Genomic DNA, 22,410 nt, shown 5'->3' with positions numbered 1-22,410 from the left:
ATCAAATGATGGCTGATAAAAGTTTTATATCACAAGAAGAAAAGGGCTGATTCCATTACTAGGGATTAGTCCTTTATGCTTAGTCTTGTAATTCATGAAAAACTAAACTAACTACGGAGCAAAGTACGTCTTTTAGCGGACTGTCTTCATTGCTGTTTGGCAAAGAAATTTTGAATATAGAGTCTAATCTTGGCTTTTCTCAAGTTACTTTATGCGAATAGAGTTTTTGCTTCTGTAAATAGGTTTTATTGGTGCCATTTAGAACATTTTATGGCCTCTTTGCCGAGCTTAAAAACAAGTGACAAAATAAAAGGTGCGTCATATATAAGAGTGCCTATTAAGGGTGAATTTTCGTCCTATAGGAAACAGTTCGGCTTCTCATAGGAAAAATATATTTTTCCTATGAGAAGCGTTGATGTTTCATATAACTAAATTTTTAGCTCGTCGTTTAGCTCAAAATTTACACTTAGAGTTGCGTTTTGAAAGCTCGTATTATTCATTTTGGAATGCAACAAGATGTATGACTATCAGCGGTATATTAGCAGTCTTCTTTTATTATTAAGACGTCATAAAATGAATGTTTAGGTTTGTATTGGCCCCTATTCCGATTAAGTCGCTTACGAATGGTCAGGGGTGGTTCATCTTGACCTACTTGAGATACAGTAGCTAAATGTCATGATGATCTCACCGACCTCTTTGACGATTCGTTTATATTGGTGTCCGATAAAGATACATAACTTGTTGCGAATCAAAATAGTTTATGAGACAAGCTCTCTTTTCTTCGTTTTATGAAATATAATAATCCAATGTGTTATGGGGGATTTTTTGATTTTTACTGGACTTCAATAAAAAATATCCTATAATCTATACCCATAAAAATCATATAAAAAGAAGGCGTATCAAATACCCAGAGAGCATTTGATACGCCTTGTCGTATGATAAATCAGTCCTTACTTCATCAATTCATTCACAGCTGCTTTGAGCTGGGCATCATAATTAGTAAGATTTTCTTCCGGAGTATTATAAACTAAAATATCTGGTTCGAGTAGAGTATTCTCTAATGGCTTACCATTTAGATCACTTACTGTAGTCTGTGGAATACCGAATACGATGCTTGGATCCACCTGAGTTTCCCACCATACAGCGGTCATAGTTCCAGGAACTGGAGCACCGATCAGCTTACCAATACCTAGAGTCTTATAAACCCATGGGAAGCCATGAGCATTAGAGTAGTTACCTTCGCTCATCAGAACGGCAGATGGTTTATTCCACTGTCCGAATGGGTCACTACCTATGTACTGTCCTCTTGGAGTAAAGCGGCTGTATTCCTTACCTGTTAGTAAGATCACAAGATCCTCATGCAACCATCCTCCACCATTAAAACGGGTATCTACTATGACGGCATCACAATGACGATACTTTCCTAATAGATCTTTGAACACACTACGGAATGAGCCACTATCCATCCCTCTAACATGGACATAAGCTATCTTGCCATCACTCCACTTCTGAACCATCTCTTCACGCTGAGCGACCCATCTGCGATACAGAAGATTATTTTCACCACCTACAGAGATTGGGCGTACTAATTCCTCAACCTCTTTGCCATTGGTATCCTTCAATGTCAGTTGCACCCAACGATTAACCATACCATTGAGATAAAACTCTAGAGGCTTATCTTCAGCAATAACCTCTCCATTAACTTTGAGAATAATCACACCCGGTTTGGCGATAGACTTAGCCTTATCCATTGGGCCTCCCTTCATCACCTCGGCAATCTTAACACCTTCGCCTTGATAGCTCTCATCATAAAATAACCCAAGAGAAGCTGTAGCTAGCTTAGCACTTGAGCCACTATATCTAGCTCCAGTATGAGAGGCATTTAGCTCACCCAGCAGCTCTGAAAGGAGCTCAGCAAAGTCATAATTATTATTGATATGTGGAAGGAATTCACGATAAGCTTTAGCATAACCTTGCCAATCAACGCCATGCATATTTTTGTCATAAAACTTATTCTCAGTCTGCTTTACAACGTGATCAAAGATGTACTCACGCTCTTTTGCTGCTTGGTGTTCAAACCTAGCTGCAAAGTTAATTGGAGTCTGCTTCTTACCCTCAATCTTTTTAGCACCACGATATGAGAATAAATAAAGAGTCTTGTCATCTTTGCCTAATTCAAGGCTGCCCGATCCCACATCCTCAAGCATTAACTCAGTCTTCTTCTCAGCGAGATCAAAGCTATAGAGATTAGTAGAGTTATCAAAGTAAGCCAAGTAATAGAGCTTATCACCCTTAGAAGACATCACAAAGTCACTTTGGCGACCGCTGGTACGGGTTAATCTAACAGTTCTATTATCCCGATTATCCAACTCAAATTTCAGTGGTGCTACTTTCTTAGCTTCCTCTTTCTTATCTTTCTTTCCCTTTTTATCTTTCTTTTCTGAATCTTTATCTTCATCTTTCTCCTCATCATCCTTAAAGATCTCTCGCTCCTCCTTATCCAACATGAATTGGTCGTAAGCTTCTTGATCTAAGAACATCATATAGAGGTCGTACTCAGAACCCCAACTACCATGGCTACGGTACCCAGCACGATCAGACATAAAGACGATGGCGTTGCCATCCATCACAAAGCGACCACTACCTTCGGAGTATCCACTTTCGGTTAGATTATGTGCTGTTTCACTACCATCAGCCTTGATAATAGCGACATCCTTATTATTCCAGCCACCAACACCAATGTACTCTGTAATAATCCATTTTCCATCAGGACTCCACGCAAAATCTTGGTCTCCATCAGAATAAGAGTAGTTAAACTTCTTATCCATCACCTTACGCTCTTTCTTAGTATCGAGGTTGAGTACATAAATGGCAGAGCGATCTCTTAGGAATGCGATCTCCTTACCATCAGGGCTAAATACAGGCTGAAATGAAGGCAATTCACTATCAGTAAGCTGAGTTTCCTTTAGATCTACTGCGTAAGAGAAGAGCTTATCATCCTTACGAACTAACTCAGTCATGTATAGGTTCCATTGGCCGTCACGCTCAGCTGCATATACAAGCTTCCGTCCATCAGGACTGATAGTAAGGCTTCGCTCTTGATCTGGAGTGTTAGTGATACGCTTCGTTGTACCATATTCTATGTTGGTCACGAAGACATCACCTCGTACAATGATAGCCACCTCTTTTTCATTAGGAGAGAGTTCATAGTCAGTTGCTCCTCTAGTAAGAGTTTTATAGTCCACTTCGCTATCATTATAGTCAGCAATGATACTTACTGGGACTTCCTTAGGAGTGCCACCTAGAGGCATATAATAGAGCTTACCATTCCATGAGAATGCCACATTACCCCTGTCATCCATACTCATATAGCGTACTGGGTGCTTGGTGAATGTGGTCAATTGTTGAGGAGCTCCACCATCAATTGATCCTTTATATATATTAAGTGTACCATCTTGTTCACTAGTATAGAGATACTCTTTCTGACCAGGTAACCAGAGGGCATTTCTATCCTCGCCATTGAAGCTAGTCAATTTTTTATAAGTACCTACACCATCTTTCGAAGGGGTGAACATCCAAATATCGCGAGTAATCGAACTAGTGTGATGTTTACGGAATTGATCTTCGTACCCTTTGATGTCTGTGAAAAGGATTCTACCATCAGCTCCTATAGATGGATCCACCATAGACCAAGCAGAGAAGACTTCAGGACGACCACCCTTGACATCCTGAGAATATAGCTGAGAGAAAGTACCAGATGGGAAAAGCCCCATGTTCACATCAGGACGAATATTAGCATCATAAATCACCTTGTCATTACCATTAAATGCGACTGGGACTTGATTCCTACTATTGTATGTAAGTCTAGTCGCCTTACCACCTAACTTAGAGGTGATATAGACATTAAAGTTGCCCTCTCTGTCTGAAGCAAATGCTAATGTTTCGCCATCAGGACTCCAGACTGGACTTTTCTCGTAGGCTGGATTAGATGTTATCTGGGAAGCCAGACCTCCACCGACAGGAACTGTAAAGATATCCCCCTTATAGGAGAAGGCGATCACATCGCCCTTAGGACTGAGTGCCGTATATCGTACCCAAGAAGGCGATATCGTCTGAGCCCATACAGAAGTGCCGACCATGACACAAGTAATCACAGCCAAGATAAATCGTAAAAATTTCATTTTCTAAAATTTATGAATGGTTTAAAATAATATTGATGTTATTCTTTAATAAAATTAATGTACTAAGTAACAAAAAAACAATGATAAAACCAAATAAATCAGAAAAACAGCCATGCTTTTCTTAAGTTTATAACTCAAATTCACAAACTAAGCATCATGAATGTTTCGTTACCATTCAATTTAGATAAGAGTTATAGGTCATCACAATAAACATCACTACAAAAATAACTCTGTAAAAAATTGATACACTTAGTGTAAAGAAACTTTACAACGAAGAAAGTTACAGAAAACGAAAAGACCTAATAATCAATAAAATATAAATTTGGCACGTCTATTGTGGTACGTTAAGTGAGATACAAAAGAAAACTAAAATATGAGTATCATGAAGCATACAAAAAGACGACGTATCGTGACCAGCACCTTATTGCTATTTCTCACTTTCTATTCGTCATATGCACAGAACGAAATATATACATATGAGGATTGTATATCGTACGCACTAGAGCATAGTACGAAAATACATCTCTCTATGGCTCAAGATCACATTAACACGGCAAATTATAGAGATGCTATCGGACGATTATTGCCAAATATATCCGCAAGCACCTCAGCAAATATAAGTTATGGGCGTGGGATTGACCCTACCACTAATACGTACACCAATACCAGTTCATTTAGAAATGGCTATGGTATCGAAGCCCAACTATTAATTTTTGATGGTCTATACTCTGTTTTTAATATTAAGAGAGAGCGACTTGAACAGATAGCAGGCAGAGAATCCATGAAGCAAACTGAGCAAGATGTGAGAATGTCGACCATTGAGGCTTATTATAACCTTCTTTACACAAAGGAACTCAAGAGACTAGCGATAGAGCATCTTACCAATAGTGAACACCAAAGAAAACAAGTTGAAAAGATGTATGACCTTGGGATGAAAGCACGTCAAGATGTATCAGAGATGAAAGCTCTTGCTGCGGCTGATAGACTCAAACTGGCACAGCAAAGCAATCAATACGAGATGGCAATGCTGCAACTAAAGGCCATCATGAACTATCCAATAGATCAGGAGCTAATCATCAATGACAGCCTTAGATATACTGATGTTACGCCCACGCTATTACAGGCAGATGAGGTGTATGCTATTGCCTTACACAAACTCCCTAAAGCACTGATTGCAGAAGAAAAACTTATGAGTAGTAAAGCGGCTTACAAAAGTATAATTGGCACCTTCTTTCCCCGCATTAATCTTTTCGCTGGAGTCAATACCAGCTACTCTTTTTATATGGACGGCACACCACATGAAGCCTTCAGAGATCAAATAAAGAATAGATATGGTGCATACGTTGGAGCCACACTTAGCTTTGATATATTCACGGGATTAAAAAAAAGCAACAGTCTAAGACGAGCCAAAGCCGAGTATTATGCAGAAGAAAACAGAAGAGATGAAACTAGGAATGAGATCTACAAAGATATTCAGGAAGCTATTCTCAATCTAAATGCTTCGGTCGAGGAGTTCAACGCTGCGACAGAGCAAGCTCATCACCTAAAAGAGGTCTTTGATGCTGCCCTCAAGAACTATTCCGTAGGTAACATCAGTAGCGTTGAACTTAGTATAACGGCTACTCGTGCTAAGGATGCAGAGATTGAAGTAGCACGAAAGCTGACGATATACCTTATTCAGAAAGAGTGGCTCGCCTATTACATACAATAAATATTTTCAAAGTTCATAAAGGACAATCATATAATGGATACAAAAATAGAACAAAAGAGGAAACCTCTTGGGAAATATGGCAAATACATCCTTGGCGGTATTGTCATCATCGGGCTATTCGTCTGGGGATTGACTGGGCTAAATAGCAAGACCATAAAAGTGAATAAAGAGCAATTAGTTACGGCAACTGTAGAGCAGGCAAAGTTTAATGATTATGTCAAGGTAGAAGGTCAAGTACAGCCCTTCAGTAGCATTCAAGTCAGTGCTCTCGAAGGAGGGATGGTAGAGGAAAAGCTGGTAGAAGAGGGTGCGATGGTCCAGAAAGGTGACATCATAGTACGACTCTCCAACCCCTCTCTTAACCTCAGCATATTGGATAGCGAAGCACAGCTAGCTGAAAAGCAAAACTTCCTACGAAACACGCAAGTTACTATGGAGCAAGAGAAGCTTAATATCCAGAAAGAGAGCCTTCAAGTGGATTTGGAAATTGAGCGGAAGTTACGCAAAGCTAAGCAGTATGAGGAGCTTTACAAAGAAGAGCTTTGCTCTAAGGAAGAGTACCTACAGGCACAAGAGGACTATACTTTTGCTAAACGAAGTGGCGAACTCATTCGTAACAGACAAAAGCAGGACTCAATCTATAGGGGTATTCAGGTCAGCCAAATGGAGGAGAGCTTGCACAATATGCGACGTAACTTAGAACTGGTACGGGAACGAACACAGCAGCTCAATGTCAAAGCACCCGCCGATGGTCAGCTAGGCCTACTTGATGTAGAGATTGGGCAGATGGTAGCAGCTGGCTCTAAGATAGGGCAAGTCAATGTCCTAAGCAATCATAAGGTGGAAGCGATGATAGATGAGCACTACATTGATAGAGTAAGAGCTGACCTTCCCGCTACTTGTGAAAGACAAGGGCAAGTATTCGAACTTAGGGTACGAAAGGTGTTCCCAGAGGTGCGAGACAAGACCTTTAAGACTGAGTTTGTATTCGTTGATGAAAAGCCTGAGAATATACGGACGGGACAGACCTATCACATTAGCTTAGAGCTTGGGCAGTCTAGCACCGCACTACTTATCCCACGGGGAGCATTCTACTCAGATACTGGGGGACAGTGGATTTTCGTACTCTCTTCGGATGGCAAGAAAGCTTATCGCCGAGAGGTACGCATCGGACGGCAAAATCCAGAGTACTATGAAGTACTATCAGGACTTGATGAAGGGGAAGAGGTAATCGTATCTACATACAGAGACTTTGGCAACGCATTGGAATTGATAATTAAATAACATAGCATCATGATTAAGTTAGAAAACATTACAAAGGTATTCCGGACTGATGAGATAGAGACCAGAGCACTGAATAACGTCTCTTTAGAAATTAAGAAAGGTGAATTTATCGCCATAATGGGGCCTTCGGGCTGTGGGAAGTCCACTCTACTCAATATCTTAGGTCTCCTTGATAATCCTTCATCAGGAAGTTATCTCTTATCTGGAAATGAGGTGGGTCATCTTAAAGAAAAGCAACGGACAAGTATTCGCAAAGGTCAGATTGGGTTCGTCTTTCAGAGCTTCAACCTTATTGACGAAATGACCGTAGAGGAAAATGTGGAGTTACCTCTCGTTTATCTAGGAATGAAGTCAGCCGAAAGGAAAGCAAAAGTGGAGGAAGCATTGTCCCGTATGAGCATCAGCCATAGAGCCAAGCACTTTCCACGACAGCTATCAGGGGGACAGCAACAGCGTGTCGCTATTGCAAGAGCTACAGTGGTTAACCCCAACCTAATCCTTGCGGACGAGCCCACAGGTAACCTCGATACCAAGAATGGTACCGAAGTGATGGAGCTACTAACCTGCCTCAATAAAGAGGGTGCCACCATCATCATGGTCACCCACTCTCAGCGTGATGCCGCTTATGCACACCGTGTGATTAACCTATTGGATGGTAGCATTGTAAAAGAATAGTATCATGAATGAATTCAAATTTGCCATTAGGCGATTCTTCAAAGGAGGACGCTTAAATATCATCAAGATTATTAGCTTGGGATTAGGCTTTGCTATTAGCTTTATCCTGCTGGCTAAGGTCGCTTACGAACTATCCTATGATGATTATATTAAGGATAGTGACCGTGTATTCTTCTTGAAAACCACCGGCGGCTCTATAAATGGAGGCGAAACAAAAGAGTATATGGGCATATCTGGTGCTGTAGCACCGAGTATGAAAAAAGAGATCCCTCAGGTAGAGGTGGCTACCCGCTGGACGAGTATCACAGGCGACTCTAAAATCTTCACAGACCAAAAGAGTGGTATCTCCTTTAATACAGCTGTCCTTGCAGATGAATACTTTTTTGACCTCATCACTACTGACATCATATCAGGAGACCCCAAAAAGATACTCACTCAGTCTATGTACTGTATGATTAGCGATGAGGTAGCTGATAAGATTGATGGTGAAGTCATAGGGAAGCAAATTCAGTTCAAAGATTTCCCTGGCAAATATCTCACTGTCGGCGGGGTATTTAAGGCACTACCAAGTAACTCTAGCTTTGATATGGATATTATTATTTCGATGCCATCTATCGGGAACTTCACTTGGGATGGCTCAGAAAACTGGTTAGGCAATGATAGATACACTGGTCTAATAAAGCTCACAAAAGGGACTAATCCAGAGGATATAAAAGAATCCATCTATAGGATGCAACAGAAATATCAAGATATCGATAAGATAAAAGAAGAATACAATGCATTCTGGACTTATACGCCATTTCCCATAAGGTCACTTCATTTTCAAGACAATATAGTCTCTACGACTCTATCCTTAGTAGCCATCATAGGTATTGTAGTCCTACTTATGTCACTATTCAACTACTTACTGCTACGCATAACCTCCATCATCAATAGTAGCAGAAATACTGGCATTCGGAAAAGCTTAGGTGCGAAGAAGTCAGATATCATGAAAGGTATCTTAGCAGATACCATCACCCACCTCTTTTTCGCTCTCTTGGCTGGTATCCTATTTGTCTTGATTTTCAAAAAGACCATAGGTGATATGCTTAATACACCTTTAGAAGCGATGTTGACACCCACCACAGCATTAGTAATGCTAGGAGTACTATTCGTCTCAGGACTTATCATCAGTATGGGACCAGGGCGAATTATCGCCAAGCAACCCTTAATGAATACCATCAGAAATCATCAGCAGTCTAACAGACGATGGAAAATAGGTCTTCTATTCCTTGAAGGACTCGGCGTTACGTTCCTACTCTGTACCGTTTACTTCGTACACAAGCAATACAACCACATGCTACGTCTAGATAAGGGATATGATGTGCAAAATGTGTATGGCGTTTCCACCGCCTCTATTGACAGCTTAGGGATTAAGAATAGCGTGGAGGTTCTTCGTAACCTTCCCGAGGTTGAGAGCGTTTCGCTCGCATCAGTAACGCCAATAGACAAATATCAAAGTGGTGATAATCTATTCGATGATAGTGGCAAAGAGATAAGAAACGTATCGGATTACTTCTGGTGCGACGAATACTACTTCGATCTATTTAAGATTCCTATTGTAGAAGGAGAAGGCTTTGACACAGCAGCATGCCACAGCAAGAATGCTATCGTTAATGAGACCTTTGCTCATCATCTAGTAGAAGACTTTGGATGGACGGATGGAGTTATCGGTAAGGAAATCAATATCACTAGTCACAGCAACCCGATGACCATCATAGGGGTATGTAAGGACTTTAAGACCAATAGGTTTGGAAAAGTATTTTTGAGTGATGAGAGCGTAGTCATCGCTGGAGGTGCTTGGTACCGTTTCTGTGAGATCATGCTCATTCGGATTAAAGATTCTGAGCCAGAAAGTGTGAAGAAAGTTACCGATATCATCAATGAATACTCCATTTTTGGGGATACAGAATTAATTTCTCTTGAAAGAGAAATGCGAAATCTCTTTAATGGCATTCAGAACCTTGGACATTATACTCTATTCGGAGCTACAATTGCCATCATTATCGCACTCATTGGCATCATAGGATACACTGAGGAGGAAGTAACCAGACGGCGCAAAGAGATAGCTATCCGCAAGGTCAATGGTGCATCCTTCGGAGCTATACTGAAGCTATTCATTACGAGATACCTCAGGATTGGTATCCTATCTACTACATTAGGATTGGCCATAGCATTTATTGCCATTCGTTCATGGGTCGAAACACAATCTGAGCAAGTCAGCCTATCACCCCTATATTTCATACTCATAGGGCTAGGGGTATTAGTAGCAACCTGCCTAATCATGGCGATCTACTGCTACTTTACAGCCAATCAGAACCCAACAAAGTACCTCACTGAAGAGTAAGCCGACACAGAGAGTGATATGATTTTCATAGAGTAGAAAAGATTAGTGTAAAAAAGAGTCTATGTCTATTGTTGCGAGGGTGAGGTGCGATGCTTTCACCCTCGCTTTTATTAAGACATATATATCTATCTCTTCTATCTCTATTCATACTTTTTCACTGGATTCTTAATAATAATGATAAGGGGCAAAACTAGAATCCGAAATCTGAATGCAATAGCTCTATAATGTCCTTCACTCTCGTTGGAATCTGTTTTTCGATCAATATCACTCAATCCTACATAAGTGACATTAAAACCTTTTAGGAATACCTGCATGTTATTCCTAAAATAGTAATTAAAATCTCACTATATTTGTTCTACATGATGGCACTTCGTGCCACCCTAAAAAGATATATAATATATGAAGAGTTATACAATTATTAGCATACTCCTTACTATCGCAGGTATCTTCCTTGCCACCCAAGGAGCTACGTGGGTGGCATTGTTGTGTGGAACGGTCGCTATTCTCTTCATGATCAAGAGCTATTTGGCACTCAAAAAGTCTCAACAAAACATTATAACGATCCTAAAAGCTATAGAAAATAGCGACCACTCCTTTTACTTCAAGGAAAGCAGTGGCTCCGAACGTAATAAGGACTTCAATCATACTCTCAATAAAATCAAGGAGCTGATCCAACGCACACAAGATGAGGTACGGGACCACGAACGCTTTCTTGCACAAATCATTGAGCAGGTCCCTACAGGGATTATCATCACTTCACCTGAAGGCACGATCCGATTCATTAACCACTCTGCACTATCCTACCTATCCCTTCCAGTCGTTACCCACCTCCACCGCATCAGACAAGTGTACCCTGAGCTATACTCTACCATAGTAGAGATGAAGGAGAATGAGAGTAATAGCGTCAGTATCCAAACTGAAAAGGAAATTCAAGAACTAGTCGTTGAGAAGAACACAACTGAATTAGCGTACGAGACCGCTATAATCATTACACTCAATGACATCAATAGCGAACTGGAGGAACGTGAAACGGACTCATGGATCTCTCTTATTAGGGTAATGACCCATGAGATTATGAACTCTATCGCTCCTATTCGCTCCATCTCAGAAACGTTACTAAATAATCCAGAGGGACATGACGAGGTTACTCGCCAAGCGGTACAGACCATTCATAATACCTCCGAGCACCTCATAACATTTGTGGATAACTATCGTAAATTCACTTCCGTCCCTCAACCTCACACCGAAACAATAGACATACAGGAATTACTGAACCAGGCGACACTTCTTATCCAAGAAGAGGTTCTGAAAAAGGAAATCAAATTAAGTGTGCATCTTAACCAAGATATACAGCAAATAGAAGCGGATAGGAGCTTATTAATGCAAGTGCTTCAAAATATATTAAAGAATGCCGCAGAGGCGACAGAAGACGGTGGAGAAATCATTATTAGTTCCGACCATACCAATAACAAACGACCTTTACTGAAAATCTATAATAGTGGTGCACCTATTCCAGAGGAGATTAAGGAGTATATATTCATCCCATTTTTCACCACCAAAGAGAATGGCAACGGCATCGGCTTGAGCCTCTCACGCTACATCATGCGACTACATGGAGGAAACCTTAGATATAATGCTCAGCCTCACGGCAACACCTTTACTCTTGAATTCTAAGTATTTATAGCTATTGGTATGATACCTTCAAAAGCTATAGGTTGTACTTCTTGATTTTAGAATAAAGCGTAGGTCGAGAGATACCCAACTCATCGGCTGCAAGGCTAATATTATAGTTAGTCCTTTCGAGGGCTTGACGAATAAGCTGTGACTCCATGGCTTCTATCGTAATAGGCACCTGACTACCAGAAGTCTGATGAATATACTCAAAGTGAAAGTCATCGGTCATTAGTTGCTGCCCTTCGGATAAGATAACAGCCTTCTCTACAGCATGGCGTAATTCTCGGACATTACCCCGCCACGAATGTGTGCATAGCTTCTGCATAGCATCATCACTCACTCCAGATATATCTTTGGCATACTCCTCAGCATACTCCTGTAAAAAGAGCTGCACTAATGCAGGTATATCCTCTGGACGCTCTCTTAATGGTGGAATCTCTACGTGAATAGTATTGATACGATATAATAAGTCCTCTCTAAACTTACCTGTTGCCACAGCATCAAAAATACGACTATTAGTGGCGGTAATTAAGCGTACATCAAAGGGAATAGGCTTATTATCCCCCACCCTTACTATCTCACGTCTCTGAAGTGCCACAAGCAATTTTGCTTGCATATCCAGAGCCAGATTCCCTATCTCGTCAAGAAAAAGTGTACCACCGTCCGCTGCTTGAATCTTCCCTTCCCTATTAGAGTGGGCATCAGTAAACGCACCCTTAACATGGCCAAAAAGTTCACTCTCAAATAAGGACTCGGTGATCGCCCCCATATCGACTTGAACCATAGGCTTATGGCTTCGCAAGGATTGCTCATGAACATAATTAGCAAAGACCTCCTTCCCTGTGCCATTCTCGCCAGTAATCAATAAGTTAGCATCTGTGGCTGCCACCTTATTCAGCAACTCCACCACCCTTTTCATTGCGGCAGATTGCCCTAATGAGACTTTACCTAGAGCACCTCTACCTTGACGATGTGTCGAAGCCTTACCCTTGCGACTCTCTGCTCCCATAGCTTGGTATAGGCTATCAATTAATCGCTGATTATCCCACGGCTTTACTACGAAGTCTGATGCCCCACGTTTCAATGCCTCAACAGCCAAATCAATATCTGCATAAGCAGTAAATAAGACTACGGGTAAATCAGGGTAAAGTTTCTTTACCTCTGATAGCCAATACAATCCCTCATTACCAGTATTAATCCCTGCCTTAAAGTTCATATCCAGAAGTACCACATCAGGCTGAGACTTTCGAATAGTATCGAGCAGGTCAAAAGGGTAAGTAATCAATGTCGCTTCCTCGAAATAAGTTCGAAAAAGTAACTCTAAAGCATTTAGCACATTTTTATTGTCATCAAGGACAACTATCTTACCCTTCTTCATTACTTATAATAAACAATAAGAATCGCTACAAGCTTATCTACGCAAGTTCTTCATCCGTTGGTTAGCTATTCGATAATACTCTTCCATTCTAAGTTTATCAATATCATCCTGCATATCTACTAGGACTAGCTTATCATTTTCAAAAAATAATGTATAAATATATGGGGTACACTCATATATCTCCTTACAATAAGTCCCCTTATACACCAGACTCTCTACGTAACTACCATCAGACATTAACTCTTTTGTTACATAGTCTGGTTCGTGTTTGATAGCTTTCAGAGCATCCTGCCTACTGATCCCAAGATCCAAAGAAGAGATGACGTTATGAACCTCTGCATCCCGACTCATAAACCGGCTATAAGTAGAACAACTAGAGCACCCCACTATAATAAGTAGAGCGAAAAAGGTTAAATACGAAATAAAATTTAAGTTTGTTCTGTATCTCATAATATTATTAGTCTCAACTGAGAGACTAAGCAAATTTACATATATTTTTCTATTCAATTAATAAGAATAGATAAGCATGAGAGCACAGCTAAAAAACTTAAGATCGTAAACATCCTGTACATCACAAGAGCCCTAAATGACACATATTTAGTTCAGAACACCTGTAACTTATCGATTCAATGACTAAATAAAAAGTACCATCAAAAAAAGGTTATAATAATCAGCTATTTTTCTTCCTGTAAGAAACCACTTGGCTTCTCATAAGAAAAATATATTTTTTATATCAGAAAGATTTTTCTTTCATATAACTTAATTTTTGACTGCTTTTAGCCTTTTAGAATGATTGTAAAGATGTCAAAACATCACCAATTTGAAACAACTATTAATCAACGAATTAAATCTATTATATCATTATAAATACGAGTTTTCTAAATAATTTCACAGTATTATATTACAAATAGTAAGGGCCATACTTTACTTACCTCATAAAATGCTCAAATAAAATGCCATTATTGATACTTATCTTATATTTCTGCTAAGTGTTTAAACGACAAAGTAGAAGAGCATAAGAGTATGAGAGCCATAACTACAAAAGTAGATATCAAATAGAGAAGTTACACCCAGCTTAAATAAATGATAGTAATGAAGGCAAAAATAAAAAACGAATAACAGGACGTAAGTTTTATAAAAATCACAAACTTATAAAATAATAACCTCTAACCTCAAAAACAACATTTAAAATAAAACGGCATAATAATTACATTTCGGTTTCTCATTTGGATCATCCGCTACAATTTTTTAGTTTAGGTTATAGATAAGTCAAATATAGTTAAAAACGAAGATAAGAGCCTAAGAATCTAAAAGTTGCTATTGAGCAAGGTTCGGTAACAATCAGTCATTTTTTGTGGTATTAATCTAGTTAATTTCTGTACCTTTGCGAGTGGAAAGATGAAAAAGCTTCATCTTCCCAGTATGTTTGTAACCATACAAAATCTAACCCTCATTTTTATATTTACTTTAAATAATAACGCTATTTAGAGGCGTTAATCATTTTATGAACGGAAAAACCATAGTTACTGGTGTCATTGGTGCTGATGCTCACGCAGTTGGTAATAAGATCATTGCGTTTGCTTTGCAGCAAGCTGGCTATAAGGTAGTAAATTTAGGTGTAATGGTCACTCAGGAAGAGTACATTTCTGCAGCAATCGAAACTAATGCTGACGCTATCCTTGTTTCTTCCCTATATGGTCATGGCGAAATTGACTGTAATGGTCTGAGAGAGAAATGTGATGAAGCTGGATTGAAGGAAATACCTATTCTAGCAGGAGGTAACCTTGTCGTAGGAAAGCAAGATTTTGCCGACGTAGAAAAGAGATTCATGAATATGGGCTTCAATAAAGTTTATCCTCCAGGTACTCCAATTGAGACCACTATAGAAGATCTAGACAAGATTCTTGGAATCGAGAGATAATCACATTTGTTCAGCTTTATTGCGTACAAAAGCATAGTAAGCTATTTTTTATGAGATATCTAACGGCAGACTTTGGGAGCACGTATACCAAGGTAACAGCTATTGACACTGAAAAGAGTGAAATAATTGGAACGGGGGCTGCATTCACCACAATCGAAACTGATGTAATGGAGGGACTACATGCTGCGATTGATAGCTTGCATGCCAAGCTGAATAGCACATGGGAGTACGATCGTTTTTTATGCTGCAGTAGTGCAGCCGGTGGTCTTAAGATGGTGGCATCTGGGCTCGTACCAGAACTGACTGCTAAAGCAGCTAGAATGGCGGCATCAAGTGCTGGTGCTAAGGTCATGAAAACCTACTCCTTCGAAATCAGTAAAAGAGAAGCTCAGGAGATTGAGCAGATTGCACCTGACTTAGTACTACTCTGCGGTGGAACAGATGGCGGTAATAAAGAGACTATTATCAAGAATGCTAAAGTCTTAGCTGGTATAAAGGGGAAATTCACCATTATCGTTGCTGGAAACAAGAATGCGGAGGAAGAGGTAAGCGAGATACTAAAGGAGGCTGGGCGTCCATTCGTCGTAACAGACAACGTTATGCCCAACTTTAACACTTTAAATATCTTGCCTGCCAAAGCATGTATTATGCAGCTCTTTATCGACTCTATCATCGAAGCAAAAGGACTAACAGCAGCTCAAGACATTGCGGCTAACGAGATCATCCCAACACCTCTAGCGGTACTTAATGCTTGCGAATTGCTCAGTAAAGGCACGCACACCGAAGAAGGAATTGGAGAGCTCCTAGCTGTTGACCTAGGTGGTGCGACTACCGATGTCTATTCGATAGCGAAAGGAGAGCCTTCAGCCTCGAATATTATGCAGAGGGGTCTTCCAGAGCCAGAAAGCAAGAGAACAGTGGAAGGAGATCTAGGCATGAGGTATAGCTTATCCTCTCTAGCTGAAGAACTAGACCTTTTTGATTCAGCGAAAGAAATAGGTAGCAATCAAGAAGAACTTGAAGATTGGATAAAGTCTTGTATTGAGGTTAAGTCAAGAAGGGCTGAAAATACCCATGAATCAAAGTTCGAAATGGCTTTAGCTAAGGGTGCCATCAAGATAGCAACAGAAAGACACGTTGGGAAAATGACCTCTGTATTTACGCCTATGGGGCAGGCTTATACCATTGATGGTAAAGACCTGACTAAGGTGTCCAAGGTATTAGGAATTGGTGGGGCTCTCGTACACAGCGAAGACCCAGCATTTATTCTATCTGGAGTTAAATATGATCTAGCTTGCTATGAATTTGCTAAACCTAAGGAGCCAGAGTTCCTACTAGATAGTACATATATAATGGCATCTATGGGACTTCTGAGTGCTGAGTTACCTGATGTGGCTCTTCAGATCATGAAAAAAGAGCTTAAGTACCTATAAAGGAATAAGAGAAAGAAATTAGATTAAATTTATTATTAAGAATATACAAACTATGGATATCCGTAACGTTCGAATTAGCGACGACGAATTTCAAAAAGAAAGGAAAGAAGTATTAGCCACTTGGCCTACAGGTGCTCATGTGGACTTCAATGAAGCTGTAGAATACCAAAAGTCTATTCCAGCAAAGAAGAGATTTGACCAAAAACTTCAAAAAGCACAAGAAGAGGGAGTAACCTTAATTCAACCTCGAGCTGGTGTGGCACTTTATGATGAGCACATCAAGCTTCTTCAATTCCTAGAGAACGAAGGAGAGGCTGACTTGCTTCCTTCAACTGTTGATAGTTACACTCGTCTTAATCGCTACAAGGAGGCTGAAGTGGGAATTGAAAAAAGTAAGGAGAGTGGTCGCTCCATGCTAAATGGGTTCCCAATCGTTAACTATGGTGTGGATATTTGCCGTACTGTAACATCAGCTCTTAAAAATCCTGTACAGGTTCGACACGGTACCCCTGATGCTCGTCTTCTGACTGAGCTTTCTATCGCAGGCGGTTTTACTTCATATGAGGGTGGAGGTATTTCGTATAACATCCCATACTCTAAAGACTATTCATTAGCTCGTACTATTAGATATTGGCAGTACACTGACCGTCTTTGCGGTATGTACGCAGAAGCTGGTGTGGATATCAACCGTGAGCCATTTGGTCCACTAACAGGTACATTGATCCCAGCATGTATTTCTAATGCCGTAGCTATTATAGAATCTCTACTAGCAGCTACCCAGGGTGTGAAGGATATCACTGTAGGATATGGACAGTGTGGTAACTTAATCCAAGACGTTGCCGCTATTCGCTCACTTAGGAAGCAAACACAGGAGTATCTAGCTAAGTATGGATATGACGATGTTAAGGTAACAACAGTATTCCACCAATGGATGGGTGGTTTCCCACAGGACGAAGCTAAGGCATTTGGTGTAATTTCATGGGGTTCAGCAACTGCTGCACTTGCGAAAGCAACAAAGGTGATCGTGAAAACTCCTCATGAAGCGATGGGTGTTCCTACCAAAGAAGCAAACGCAGCAGGTCTTCGTGCTACAAAGCAGGTGATCAGCATGCTTCGCGACCAAGATTTCACCAACATTCCTATGGTGCTAAATGAGTCTGAGATTATCGAAGCAGAGGTGGATCAGATCTTAGCAAAAGTTGAAGAACTTGGAAATGGAGACTGGGCTCAAGGTACAATAGCTGCATTCGAGGCAGGTGTACTTGATATCCCATTTGCCCCAAGTAAATACAATGCTGGAGCGGTACTGCCAGCACGTGACAATACTGGTGCTGTTCGCTTCCTAGACACCGGTAACCTACCATTCAGCGATGACATCAAAAAGCTACACAAGGAAAAACTTGAAGAGAGAGCTCGCTTCGAAAATAGAGAGGTGAACTTCCAGATGGTTATTGATGACGTATATGCAATCGGTAAGGGCTTCTTAGTTGGTCGTAAATAATATTACGATGCAATCATTTACCCTGAAAATCAACAAAATAAAATCAACAAAATAAAGAGAAACATGAAAATTAAGAAAGTAGTATGTGCACCTGGTAAGACTGGTTTTTACTTCGACGACCAACGTGCAATCAAGCGTGGTGCGAAAAATGATGGTGCCTTTTACTCTGGCACACCAGTAACAGAAGGGTTCGTGGATGTTCGCCAAGCTGGTGAATCAATATCAGTACTTTTCATCCTAGAAAATGGAGCCATTGCTCACGGAGACTGTGCAGCAGTACAATACTCAGGAGCAGGTGGTCGTGACCCTTTATTTCTTGCCAAAAACTTCATCCCTGTGATCCTAAAAGAGATCGCACCGATGTATGAAGGTAAGGATATTACCACTTTCCGTGAAATGGCAGATCGTGTAGATAAGTACATTAAGCCTGAGACTGGAAAGCCTTTCCATACTGCTATTAGATATGGTGTGACTCAAGCTTGCCTTGATGCAGTAGCTAAATCTCAAAATAAACTAATGGCACAAGTCATTGCAGAGGAGTATGATCTTAAGATCTCTGACACTATGATTCCTATCTTTACTCAGTCAGGTGACGACCGTTATCTGAATGCGGATAAGATGATCATGAAGGGTGCTGAAGTACTTCCTCACGCATTATTCAACCATGTTGAAGAAAAAACAGGTCTGAAAGGCGAGAAGCTAAAAGCTTACATTGAGTGGCTACGTGATCGTATCATTGAGAAACGAGTTAGTGAATCATACAATCCTACATTCCACATTGATGTATATGGTACTCTTGGTATCGTATTTGACAACGATATGGAAAAGATCGCTGATTTCATTGGTGAGCTTGCTGAAGCAGCTAAGCCTTTCCACCTAAGAATAGAGGGACCTGTGGATGTTGAAGATAAGGATCTACAGATTAAAGCTCTTCATGACATTCGTAAGTTTATGGATGACAAGGGTATTGACGCTGAAATCGTAGCTGACGAATGGTGTAATACTCTAGAGGACATCATTGACTTCTCTAAGGAAAAGGCTGGACACATGGCTCAAATTAAGACCCCAGACCTTGGCGGTATCAACAATGCCATCGAGGCTGTCCTATATTGCAAGGAACACAACATGGGTGCTTACCTTGGTGGAACATGTAACGAAACTAACCGCTCAGCTGAGATCTGTGCTCACATCGCAATGGCTACTCAACCTAAGCAAATGCTAGCTAAACCTGGTATGGGTGTGGACGAAGGCTATATGTTAGTTTTCAATGAAATGAGCAGAATACTAGCACTTAAAGATGTGCTTTAATTAAAATAAAGAAAGGAAAAGAGAGATGGAAGAAATTAGAGTGTTATCGCCTACCGCTATCCTTGGATATGGTTTCCCAATGGAATCATTCCAGGAAGGGATGAAGCGTAAGCCTCACGTGATTGCTGTTGATGCAGGTTCATCTGACCCGGGTCCCTACTACCTTGGTGCTGGAATCTCATTTACAGATCGCAATTCAGTGAAACGTGACCTTGAGATTATGATACCTGCAGCTATTGAAGCTGGTATCCCAGTCATCATTGGTACTTCTGGTGGTTCAGGTGGAACTCCTCACGTAGCGATAAATAGAGAAATCATCCGCGAGATTGCTGAAGCAAAGGGCTTATCCTTTAAGTATGCTGAAATCTCATCTGAATTTGATAAAGAACTGGTACGCAAGTACTTCAAGGATGGAAAAATAACTCCACTAGCTCCTGCTGAAGAGCTTCAGGAAAAAGATATAGACGAATCAGTACGTATCGTAGCTCAAATGGGTGAAGAGCCATTCATGGAAGCACTAAAGGGTGGTGCACAGGTAATACTTGCAGGTCGTGCTTATGACCCAACAGTATTCTCTGCACTAGCTATCTCAAAAGGCTATCCAAAAGGCTTAGCCATCCATATGGGTAAGATCCTAGAGTGTGCAGCTATCTGTGCACTTCCTGGTAGTGGTAGTGACTGTATGTTTGGATACCTTCGTAAGGATCACTTCGAATTGGAGACTCTATCTCCAGATCGTATCTGTACTACACTATCTATCGCAGCTCATACTCTATATGAGAAATCTAATCCTTATCTACTCCCTGGGCCTGGAGGTCGTCTAAACCTTCACAACACAACATTTGAGCAAATTGCTGAGAACCGTGTAAGAGTAGCAGGTACAGTATTTGAACCTACTGACGGTTACTTTGTGAAGCTTGAAGGTGTTCGTAAGGTTGGATATCGTACCATCTCATGTGCAGCAGCTACAGATCCTATCTTTATCAGCAAGATCGATGAAATTGTAGCAGCAGTTAAGGCAAGAGTCAATAATAACTTTAAGGATTATGGGTTTAGCGACTATTTCCTAGACTTTAAGGTTTATGGTAAAGGTGGTGCTATGGGACTTTTCCCTAAGGTTGAATTTGAGACTGGAAGTGAGTTATTGATCATCATCGAGGCTGTAGGAGCTACTCAGCAAGAAGCAGACACCATCTGTAGCTTTGCACGAAGCACTATGCTTCACTTTGGTTATGAAGGTCGTGTCTCTACTGCAGGTAACTTAGCACTGCCATTCTCACCATCTGATGCACACATGGGTGAGGTATTTGAGTTCAATATCTATCACTTGATGGAAGTTGAAGATCCAGTATCACTATTCCCTATTACCTATAAGGAATTCAAGAATGGTAAAGTAAATTAATCAGAGAAAGGAATAACAAGATATGAAAACTTATAAACTAATCGATATGGCATCAGTGATCCGGAGTAAAAACTCAGGACCTTATGAATTGACATTCGATGTTATCTTTAAGACTTTTGAAGAGTATAACTTCTTCAAGGAACATGAGCCAATTACTCCAGAAGTGTTTGCAGAATTGTATCATATCCCTGTAGAAGACGTTATCCACGTAATTTACTTCGATCCTGCTAAAGCTGTAAAAGCGACTATCAAACGCCCAATACCTAGTGGTACTCTAGGAGAAACTGACGTTTATGGTGCACAGCAACATGCACCTTTAGTAAGATTTACATTCGATGCATAGTAAACACTCTGCAAAACCTAAGAGAGTCCAGGAACACTGGGTCTCTACACAATATTATGCCCCTCGAGGTAAGGAGAGACTCCTTACGCTCGGGGAGCAATTATCTTATTTCCACTTGAGTTTTACCGATCGCCTAATTGGTTTCATAGGCGATTCAGGGTCAGGTAAATCGTCTCTTATTCGTGGTATTTTTCCAGGTCTTGAACTGGCAAATGATGACGATGTTCTGAACCCTCGTAAGATAATGCAGGTGAGAGGAGGGCTGGATCAAATGCGTGAAGCATCAACGTATCACATTGATATGAGGTTTCAGACAGCCTTCACTCAAATGTATGAGATTGTTGACTTTGTTCAAGGTGCACTTGATCGTGGTAAGCGTGTTGTTGTTGAACACTTTAATCTTCTCAATCAGGCCTTGGGTCGGAATGCGGATCTAATTTTTGCAGTAGGCGAACAGATTATTGTTACTCGCCCTTCAATATTTGGTCCACAACCTCAAATACTATATGATATTGTTCATCAGTCACTAAAATACAGAAAGATGGCTCACTCTGGTGAAGAGGTAGCGTCATTTGCTTTAGACGAGCTTTTCAGTATCGATATGACTCAATATTATAGTGCGGATATACCCAAAGGATTTGTGCTTAAGTTCAATGAAAAGCCTAATCTGAATCACAATGATTTGGAACGCCTAGAAAATAGGATTAAAGAAATCATCAATGAAGATATCCGAATAGACTACTATGATGAAGATCATATCATGATTGGAGACGCTATTGTCCCTTGTGATGGACCCCGACTTCATGTGAGATCGACTGGTGAGATTGAAGACTTCTCACTTCATAAAGAGCTTATTTATGATGCCAGATATGGTGCCTACTGCTTGATAGGCTTAATGGACTCAGATCTTAATAGCCACAACGAAATAGACAATCGTAACTCTTATTACTTCTTAAGCAAGAATTATTAATTATTTACTCGTATGCGACAAATTGAAGCAAAAGATATCACAAAGCTTGTAGCGAAGCTTTGTATTGATGCCTGCTATTATATGGTGCCAGACATCAAGAAAAGAATGACGGAGTCCAAGCTTTCTGATCGTTCTCCTCTGGGTCAAGAGATCCTTGGGACACTCCTAGAAAATAGTGAAATCGCCCGTGATAATAAGAAGCCTCTCTGCCAAGATACTGGTATGAGCGTGGTATTTGTTAAT

Annotated in this window: 16 protein-coding genes; 13 read left to right on the top strand and 3 right to left on the bottom strand. The window is 40.5% G+C overall.

The window, feature by feature from the left end; genetic code table 11:
* Nucleotides 1-950: 950 nt before the first annotated feature.
* Nucleotides 951-4,181 carry a S41 family peptidase gene (locus QYZ87_09650; GenBank protein ID MDN4754777.1) on the bottom strand — a complete coding sequence of 1,077 codons (3,231 nt, stop codon included), beginning with the start codon at nucleotides 4,179-4,181 and terminating at the stop codon, nucleotides 951-953.
* Between the two features lie 373 nt (nucleotides 4,182-4,554).
* Here QYZ87_09650 and QYZ87_09645 point away from each other — a divergent pair, with 373 nt between their 5' ends.
* The 5 genes from QYZ87_09645 to QYZ87_09625 all read left to right on the top strand — a co-directional run bounded on the left by QYZ87_09645 (nucleotide 4,555) and on the right by QYZ87_09625 (nucleotide 11,911).
* Nucleotides 4,555-5,892: a TolC family protein gene (locus tag QYZ87_09645; GenBank protein MDN4754776.1), complete on the top strand. Its 1,338-nt coding sequence runs from the start codon at nucleotides 4,555-4,557 to the stop codon at nucleotides 5,890-5,892.
* A 33-nt stretch (nucleotides 5,893-5,925) separates the two neighbouring features.
* The gene (locus tag QYZ87_09640; GenBank protein MDN4754775.1) at nucleotides 5,926-7,176 is read left to right on the top strand and encodes an efflux RND transporter periplasmic adaptor subunit; all 1,251 of its coding nucleotides are present in this window, start codon (nucleotides 5,926-5,928) and stop codon (nucleotides 7,174-7,176) included.
* Between the two features lie 9 nt (nucleotides 7,177-7,185).
* Entirely contained in the window at nucleotides 7,186-7,851 is a 666-nt protein-coding gene (locus QYZ87_09635; protein ID MDN4754774.1) for an ABC transporter ATP-binding protein, read from the top strand.
* A gap of 4 nt (nucleotides 7,852-7,855) precedes the next feature.
* The gene (locus tag QYZ87_09630) at nucleotides 7,856-10,237 is read left to right on the top strand and encodes an ABC transporter permease (GenBank protein MDN4754773.1); all 2,382 of its coding nucleotides are present in this window, start codon (nucleotides 7,856-7,858) and stop codon (nucleotides 10,235-10,237) included.
* A 399-nt stretch (nucleotides 10,238-10,636) separates the two neighbouring features.
* Entirely contained in the window at nucleotides 10,637-11,911 is a 1,275-nt protein-coding gene (locus QYZ87_09625) for an ATP-binding protein (protein ID MDN4754772.1), read from the top strand.
* Between the two features lie 34 nt (nucleotides 11,912-11,945).
* On the opposite strand, the gene QYZ87_09620 is transcribed toward QYZ87_09625, so the two are convergent.
* Both QYZ87_09620 and QYZ87_09615 read right to left on the bottom strand, forming a co-directional pair.
* A complete protein-coding gene (locus tag QYZ87_09620) occupies nucleotides 11,946-13,289 on the bottom strand; it encodes a sigma-54 dependent transcriptional regulator (protein ID MDN4754771.1) in 1,344 nt (447 codons plus the stop codon).
* Between the two features lie 33 nt (nucleotides 13,290-13,322).
* The gene (locus QYZ87_09615; GenBank protein MDN4754770.1) at nucleotides 13,323-13,640 is read right to left on the bottom strand and encodes a hypothetical protein; all 318 of its coding nucleotides are present in this window, start codon (nucleotides 13,638-13,640) and stop codon (nucleotides 13,323-13,325) included.
* 1,153 nt (nucleotides 13,641-14,793) lie between these two features.
* Between QYZ87_09615 and glmS the strand changes: the two genes are divergently transcribed.
* The 8 genes from glmS to QYZ87_09575 form a co-directional block, all read left to right on the top strand.
* The gene (gene glmS, locus QYZ87_09610) at nucleotides 14,794-15,210 is read left to right on the top strand and encodes a methylaspartate mutase subunit S (GenBank protein MDN4754769.1); all 417 of its coding nucleotides are present in this window, start codon (nucleotides 14,794-14,796) and stop codon (nucleotides 15,208-15,210) included.
* Between the two features lie 50 nt (nucleotides 15,211-15,260).
* A complete protein-coding gene (gene glmL, locus QYZ87_09605) occupies nucleotides 15,261-16,643 on the top strand; it encodes a methylaspartate mutase accessory protein GlmL (GenBank protein MDN4754768.1) in 1,383 nt (460 codons plus the stop codon).
* 52 nt (nucleotides 16,644-16,695) lie between these two features.
* Entirely contained in the window at nucleotides 16,696-18,144 is a 1,449-nt protein-coding gene (locus QYZ87_09600; protein MDN4754767.1) for a methylaspartate mutase subunit E, read from the top strand.
* A 63-nt stretch (nucleotides 18,145-18,207) separates the two neighbouring features.
* On the top strand, nucleotides 18,208-19,452 hold the full coding sequence (locus tag QYZ87_09595; GenBank protein ID MDN4754766.1) for a methylaspartate ammonia-lyase: 1,245 nt from the start codon (nucleotides 18,208-18,210) through the stop codon (nucleotides 19,450-19,452).
* A 25-nt stretch (nucleotides 19,453-19,477) separates the two neighbouring features.
* Nucleotides 19,478-20,854, top strand: a complete 1,377-nt coding sequence (locus tag QYZ87_09590) for an acyclic terpene utilization AtuA family protein (GenBank protein ID MDN4754765.1) — start codon at nucleotides 19,478-19,480, stop codon at nucleotides 20,852-20,854.
* 22 nt (nucleotides 20,855-20,876) lie between these two features.
* The gene (locus QYZ87_09585) at nucleotides 20,877-21,197 is read left to right on the top strand and encodes a DUF4387 domain-containing protein (protein ID MDN4754764.1); all 321 of its coding nucleotides are present in this window, start codon (nucleotides 20,877-20,879) and stop codon (nucleotides 21,195-21,197) included.
* On the top strand, nucleotides 21,190-22,167 hold the full coding sequence (locus QYZ87_09580; GenBank protein ID MDN4754763.1) for an alanine-tRNA synthetase second additional domain-containing protein: 978 nt from the start codon (nucleotides 21,190-21,192) through the stop codon (nucleotides 22,165-22,167). The genes QYZ87_09585 and QYZ87_09580 overlap by 8 nt, the downstream gene beginning before the upstream one ends.
* 12 nt (nucleotides 22,168-22,179) lie before the next feature.
* The coding region (locus tag QYZ87_09575) for a fumarate hydratase (protein MDN4754762.1) at nucleotides 22,180-22,410 on the top strand (231 nt) is incomplete at its 3' end.

This window comes from Porphyromonadaceae bacterium W3.11, assembly GCA_030434245.1.
GTDB lineage: Bacteria > Bacteroidota > Bacteroidia > Bacteroidales > Porphyromonadaceae > Porphyromonas_A.
The sequence above is the reverse complement of the archived record's forward strand: the minus strand, read 5'-3'. Positions and strand labels throughout refer to the sequence as shown.

Coding starts and splice junctions, on each gene's coding strand:
- QYZ87_09650 (MDN4754777.1), bottom strand. CDS start 4,181: ATGAAATTTTTACGATTTATCTTGGCTGTGATTACTTGTGTCATGGTC.
- QYZ87_09645 (MDN4754776.1), top strand. CDS start 4,555: ATGAGTATCATGAAGCATACAAAAAGACGACGTATCGTGACCAGCACC.
- QYZ87_09640 (MDN4754775.1), top strand. CDS start 5,926: ATGGATACAAAAATAGAACAAAAGAGGAAACCTCTTGGGAAATATGGC.
- QYZ87_09635 (MDN4754774.1), top strand. CDS start 7,186: ATGATTAAGTTAGAAAACATTACAAAGGTATTCCGGACTGATGAGATA.
- QYZ87_09630 (MDN4754773.1), top strand. CDS start 7,856: ATGAATGAATTCAAATTTGCCATTAGGCGATTCTTCAAAGGAGGACGC.
- QYZ87_09625 (MDN4754772.1), top strand. CDS start 10,637: ATGAAGAGTTATACAATTATTAGCATACTCCTTACTATCGCAGGTATC.
- QYZ87_09620 (MDN4754771.1), bottom strand. CDS start 13,289: ATGAAGAAGGGTAAGATAGTTGTCCTTGATGACAATAAAAATGTGCTA.
- QYZ87_09615 (MDN4754770.1), bottom strand. CDS start 13,640: ATGAGTCGGGATGCAGAGGTTCATAACGTCATCTCTTCTTTGGATCTT.
- glmS (MDN4754769.1), top strand. CDS start 14,794: ATGAACGGAAAAACCATAGTTACTGGTGTCATTGGTGCTGATGCTCAC.
- glmL (MDN4754768.1), top strand. CDS start 15,261: ATGAGATATCTAACGGCAGACTTTGGGAGCACGTATACCAAGGTAACA.
- QYZ87_09600 (MDN4754767.1), top strand. CDS start 16,696: ATGGATATCCGTAACGTTCGAATTAGCGACGACGAATTTCAAAAAGAA.
- QYZ87_09595 (MDN4754766.1), top strand. CDS start 18,208: ATGAAAATTAAGAAAGTAGTATGTGCACCTGGTAAGACTGGTTTTTAC.
- QYZ87_09590 (MDN4754765.1), top strand. CDS start 19,478: ATGGAAGAAATTAGAGTGTTATCGCCTACCGCTATCCTTGGATATGGT.
- QYZ87_09585 (MDN4754764.1), top strand. CDS start 20,877: ATGAAAACTTATAAACTAATCGATATGGCATCAGTGATCCGGAGTAAA.
- QYZ87_09580 (MDN4754763.1), top strand. CDS start 21,190: ATGCATAGTAAACACTCTGCAAAACCTAAGAGAGTCCAGGAACACTGG.